The sequence below is a fragment of the bacterium genome, assembly GCA_021372775.1.
Lineage (GTDB): Bacteria > Acidobacteriota > Polarisedimenticolia > J045 > J045 > JAJFTU01.
In genome coordinates, this window is sequence record JAJFTU010000352.1 from 1 (window position 1) to 4593 (window position 4593).

Consider the following 4593-nt stretch of genomic DNA (forward strand, 5'->3'; position numbering starts at 1 on the left):
TCGCCGGCCCCCGCCGCGCCGCCGAACACGCGGCTCCATCCGCAGGCGCCCCCCGCGCCGATGCCGTCGCCCGCGCCGCAGGCGCCCCGCGACGACTCCGGGCCGCGCTTCCAGCCGACGCCGCCGCCGGCCCCGGCCCCTCGCGGCGAGGAAGGCGGCGCCCGCGCGCGCCCCGATCTGCGGTGAGCGGACGCGCGTCGTTCGGTTGACCGGAAGTCGAAGGGAAGGAAACGGGGCGCCGCCCGCGCCAGGGCGGCGCGCTCGTTTCGTCAGCCGGCGAGCCCCATCGCGCGCAGCGCGACGCAGCAGCCCGCAGCGACCAGGCCGGCGCAGGGCAGGGTGAAGAACCAGGCCAGCGCCATGTCCTTCCCCACGCCCCAGCGGACCGCGGAAAGACGGCGCGAGGCGCCGGCGCCGAGGACCGACGAGGCGATCGTCTGCGTCGTGCTGATCGGCGCGCCGTAGAGCGACGCGGCGAAGATCACGACCGTCGACGTGCCGGCGACGGCGACGCCGTGCACCGGCTGCATCTTGAAGATCCGCTGCCCCATCGTGCGGATGATCCGCCAGCCGCCGATCATCGTTCCGGCGGCCATCGCGCCGGCGCAGATCAGCTTGACCCAGAACGGGACGTGGACCGAGGCGCTCCGGCCGAAGATGAAGAGGGCGAGCGCGATCACGCCCATCGTCTTCTGCGCGTCGTTGAGGCCGTGGGCCGTGGCCATCAGCGCCGACGCCCCGACCTGCACGTGGCGCAGCCGGTCGTTCGTGCCGCGGCGCGTCGCGTTCCGCAGCATCCAGGCGAGGCCGACCATCGAGAGATAGCCGGCGGCGAAGCCGCAGAGCGGGGAGAGGAACAGCGGCGCGACGACCTTGTGCAGGATCTCGCCGGTGTGCAGCGCGCCCCAGCCTTCGCCGACGATCGCGGCGCCGATCAGCCCGCCGATCAGCGCGTGCGACGAGGAGGAGGGGAGGCCCCAGTACCAGGTCGCGCAGTTCCAGAGCACCGCCCCGAACAGCCCGGCGAAGACGATCACCTGCCCGCCCGGGCCGGGGTCGACCCGCACGATCCCCTTGCCGACCGTCTCCGCGACCTTCGTGCCGATCAGCGCGCCGAGCAGGTTCAGCACCGTGGCCATCACCACCGCGGCGCGCGGCGAGAGCGCCTTCGTGGAGACCACTGTGGCGATCGCGTTGCCGCAGTCGTGCGCGCCGTTGGTGAAGTCGAAGACGAGGGCGACGGCGATCGTCGCGAGCAGGAGGAGCGGCACGCTAAGCATTCTTGAGCGCCACCCCTTCGATCGTCTCGACCAAGTGGCCCGCCTTCTCGATCGCCCGCTCCAGCCGGTCGAAGACCTGGGCCCACATCGTGACCGTCAAGAGCGCCCCTTCGTGCGAGGGATCGACGTTGTAGAGCTCGCCGAGGGCGATCGTCAGCACCAGGTCGGCCTGCGCGACCTGCTGCTTCGCCGCGTCGGCCAGCGCCGCGACGTCCTCCGCGTCGCGCAGCCGCTCCAGCATCTTCCCCGTCAGGTCGATCAGCGTCTGCAGCGAGTGCACGAGCACCTTCGCCGCGGGCCGGACCTCGGTGAAGTTGTAGAGGCCGATACGGCGGGCGACGCCCTTGATCAGGTTGAGCGTCGATTCCTGGTAGCGGTTGATGTAGAAGATGTCCTCGCGGTCGATCGGCGTGAGGAACGTCGCCGAAAGCTGCTTGGAGATCTCCCGCTCCATCGCGTTCCCTTTGACTTCGAGCGCGGCGATGTCGTCGCAGATCACCGTCTTGTTCTCGATGTCGTCGAACAATTCGGCGAGGCGGCTGGCGGCGGCCTGAAGGTTCTGGTGCTGGTCGAGGAACAGGTCGAAGAACTTGACCGACCTCGGGAAAAGCGAGAAAGCCATTCAGCGCTCCTTGGGCGGCCGCAGGAAGGGCGTGGTTTGCGGCGGCGCCGCGGGGCCCAGTCCGGGGATTCGTCGCGGAAATGTCGCGCCGTCGTCGGACGGCGGACGCTGGATTGTAACGCGAGCGGCGCGACGGGGCCGGAACCGCGCCGCGGTTCACGCGCCGGGCCGGACGCCGTACCATGCTGAGGCGCGACCGTCCGGGCCGGATTCCCGCGAACAGGCCCGGATATGGCGCGAAGGAGACGGCGATGCGGATCGCGTGGAACGCCAAGCGGAAGCGGCTCGTCGGGCGGGGGCTGGCGGCGGTCGCCGCGCTCTTCGTTCTCTTCGTGATGTTCGGGTTCTTCGTCGCCCCGTCCCTGATCCGCCGGGCGGCCGTCTCGCGCCTCTCGGCGCTGCTCGACCGGCCGGTCGCGCTGCGGGAGGTGAGCGTCAACCCGCTCACCCTGACCGTGACGCTGCGCGGCCTCTCGATCGCCGCGCGCGGCGGCGGGCCGTTCGTCGACCTCGACGAGGCCCGCGCGCGCGTCTCCCTGGCCTCGATCCGCCATCTCGCGCCGGTGGTGGACGAACTGACGCTCGACCGCCCGCGCCTCCACTTCGCCCGCCGCGCCGACGGGGAACTCGACGTCGCGGACCTCGTCGCGAAGTTCTCCCGCCCCGCGGCGCCGGGCGAGAAGCCGGCCCGCTTCTCCGTGGCCAACATCGTCCTGCAAGGCGGCGAGATCGACTTCGTGGACGAGCCGGTCGGCCGCACCCACACCGTGCGCCGGCTGCGGCTGCAGGTCCCGTTCGTCTCCAACCTGCCGCGGGACATCGAGGTCTTCGTCGAGCCGCTGCTCGAGGCGGAGATCAACGGACGGGCGCTCTCGCTGCGCGGCAAGACGCGCCCCTTCGCCGAGGACCGCGAGACGGCGGTCGACTTCGCGATCCGCGACATCGACGTCCCGTTCTACATGCAGTACGCGCCGAAGGACCTCGGCTTCCGCCTGCCCTCCGGCCGCCTCGACGTCGAGGCGCGCGTTTCGTTCCGGCAGCCGAAGGACGCTCCGGCGGCGGTCGTCGTCTCCGGCGCGCTCGATGGGCGGGACTTCAACTTGGCCGACGCCGGCGGAACGGTCCTGGTCAAGCTGCCGCGGACGCGGCTCGAGGTCGCCGGCTTCGACTGGGCGGCGCGGACGCTGAAGATCGCCGCGCTCCGCTTCTTCGGCCCCGCGGTCGATCTCGCGTTCGACGAGCGCGGGCGGTTCAACCTCGCCGCGCTGGGCGGCTCGCCGCCGCCGGACGCCGCGCCGCGCCCCGCGGCCCCCGCCGCGCGCGCCTCCGCGCCGTTCGTCGTCGACGTCGACCTCGTCCGCGTCGAGGGGGGAACGCTGACGTTCGCCGACGCCCCGCGGCGCTTCGCGACCGCCTTCCACGACGTCGTCTTCGAGGCGACCGGCTTCTCGACCCGTCCGGGCGCGGCGGCCAAGGCGACGCTCTCCGGGACGAGCGACCAGAACGAGACGCTGCAGGCGACCGCCGACTGGGGGATCGCCCCGTGGTTCGCCGACGTGCGCGCCAAGGCCGGCGCCGCCGCGCTCGCCCGCTACGCGCCGTACTACCGCGACATGGTTCTGTTCGACGTGCGGGAAGGTCAGGCCGACCTCGACGCCGAAGCGCACTTCGCCTCGGCGGCGAAGGGGGGCGCGGCGACGCTCACTCTCGGCGGCGAGGCGCGCGGCCTCGCGCTGCGCAAGCGCGGCGAGGAGCAGGACTTCCTCGCGGCGCCGCGCGCGACCTTCTCCGGCGCGAAGACCGACTTCAACGCCCGCTCGTTCGAGCTCGGCGAGGCGGCGGTCGAGGCGCCGCGCCTCGGCGTGCGCTGGCCGAAGGACGGGCCGATCAACGTCGTCGATCTCGTTCCGGCCTCGCCGGCCGGCGCGCCGCAGTGGAGCTGGATCGTCAAGAAGGCCGCGGGAAGCGGCGGCTCTTTGGTCTTCGACGACCTCACCACGCCGCGGCCGGCGCACGTCGAGGCCGACGCGGTGTCGTTCGAGGTCGCGGACTTCTCCAACGCCAAGGGCGCCGCGGGGAAGGTGTCGTTCTCGATGCGCCCCAAGGGCGGGACGCTCGTCGCCGGCGCGGGAACCGCCTCGATGGATCCGCTCGCGGCGGACCTGCGCCTCGACCTCAAGCGCGTCCCGCTGCAGCCGTTCGCGCCGTATCTCGCGGGGAAGGTGGACGCCGTCCTCGCCGGCGGCTTCGCCGACGGCTCGTTCGACTACGCGTGGCGCGCCGTGGACAAAGGCGCGGCGCGGCAGACGATCAAGGGAAAGCTGACGCTGGCCGAGATGGCGCTGCTCGACCGGAAGACGGCGGACGAGCTGTTCCGCTGCGGGTCGTTCTTCATCGACGGCCTCGAGACGGGCGTCAATCCGGCCTTCTTCAAGGCCATGGCGATGGCCCTCTCCGACTTCCACGTGCGGATCGACGTCGATCCCGACGCGACGATCAACCTCAAGCGGGTCTTCGCCGGGGCGACGGGACCGGAAGCGCCGGAAACGGAAGAGGCCGCCGCAGCCGCCCCGCCGGCGCCGGCCGCGGGGCCCGAGACGCCGATCGCCTTCGACGCGATGACCCTTCAAGGCGGGACGATCGACTTCGCCGACCACTACATCAAGCCGAACTACTCGGCGCGGCTGACCG

The 4593-nt window shown here is 72.3% G+C and carries 4 protein-coding genes; 2 read left to right on the forward strand and 2 right to left on the reverse strand.

The features are described 5' to 3' along the window. A partial coding sequence (locus tag LLG88_11705) for a hypothetical protein (protein MCE5247565.1) occupies window positions 1-186 on the forward strand: 186 nt, incomplete at its 5' end. A gap of 83 nt (window positions 187-269) precedes the next feature. Here LLG88_11705 and LLG88_11710 read toward each other — a convergent pair. Both LLG88_11710 and LLG88_11715 read right to left on the reverse strand, forming a co-directional pair. Then, on the reverse strand, window positions 270-1280 hold the full coding sequence (locus LLG88_11710; GenBank protein ID MCE5247566.1) for an inorganic phosphate transporter: 1011 nt from the start codon (window positions 1278-1280) through the stop codon (window positions 270-272). Further along, the gene (locus LLG88_11715) at window positions 1273-1902 is read right to left on the reverse strand and encodes a DUF47 family protein (GenBank protein ID MCE5247567.1); all 630 of its coding nucleotides are present in this window, start codon (window positions 1900-1902) and stop codon (window positions 1273-1275) included. The genes LLG88_11710 and LLG88_11715 overlap by 8 nt, the downstream gene beginning before the upstream one ends. 251 nt (window positions 1903-2153) lie before the next feature. Between LLG88_11715 and LLG88_11720 the strand changes: the two genes are divergently transcribed. Next, window positions 2154-4593 (forward strand): DUF748 domain-containing protein (locus LLG88_11720; protein MCE5247568.1); only part of this gene is annotated, 2440 nt, incomplete at its 3' end.

Coding starts and splice junctions, on each gene's coding strand:
- LLG88_11710 (MCE5247566.1), bottom strand. CDS start 1,280: ATGCTTAGCGTGCCGCTCCTCCTGCTCGCGACGATCGCCGTCGCCCTC.
- LLG88_11715 (MCE5247567.1), bottom strand. CDS start 1,902: ATGGCTTTCTCGCTTTTCCCGAGGTCGGTCAAGTTCTTCGACCTGTTC.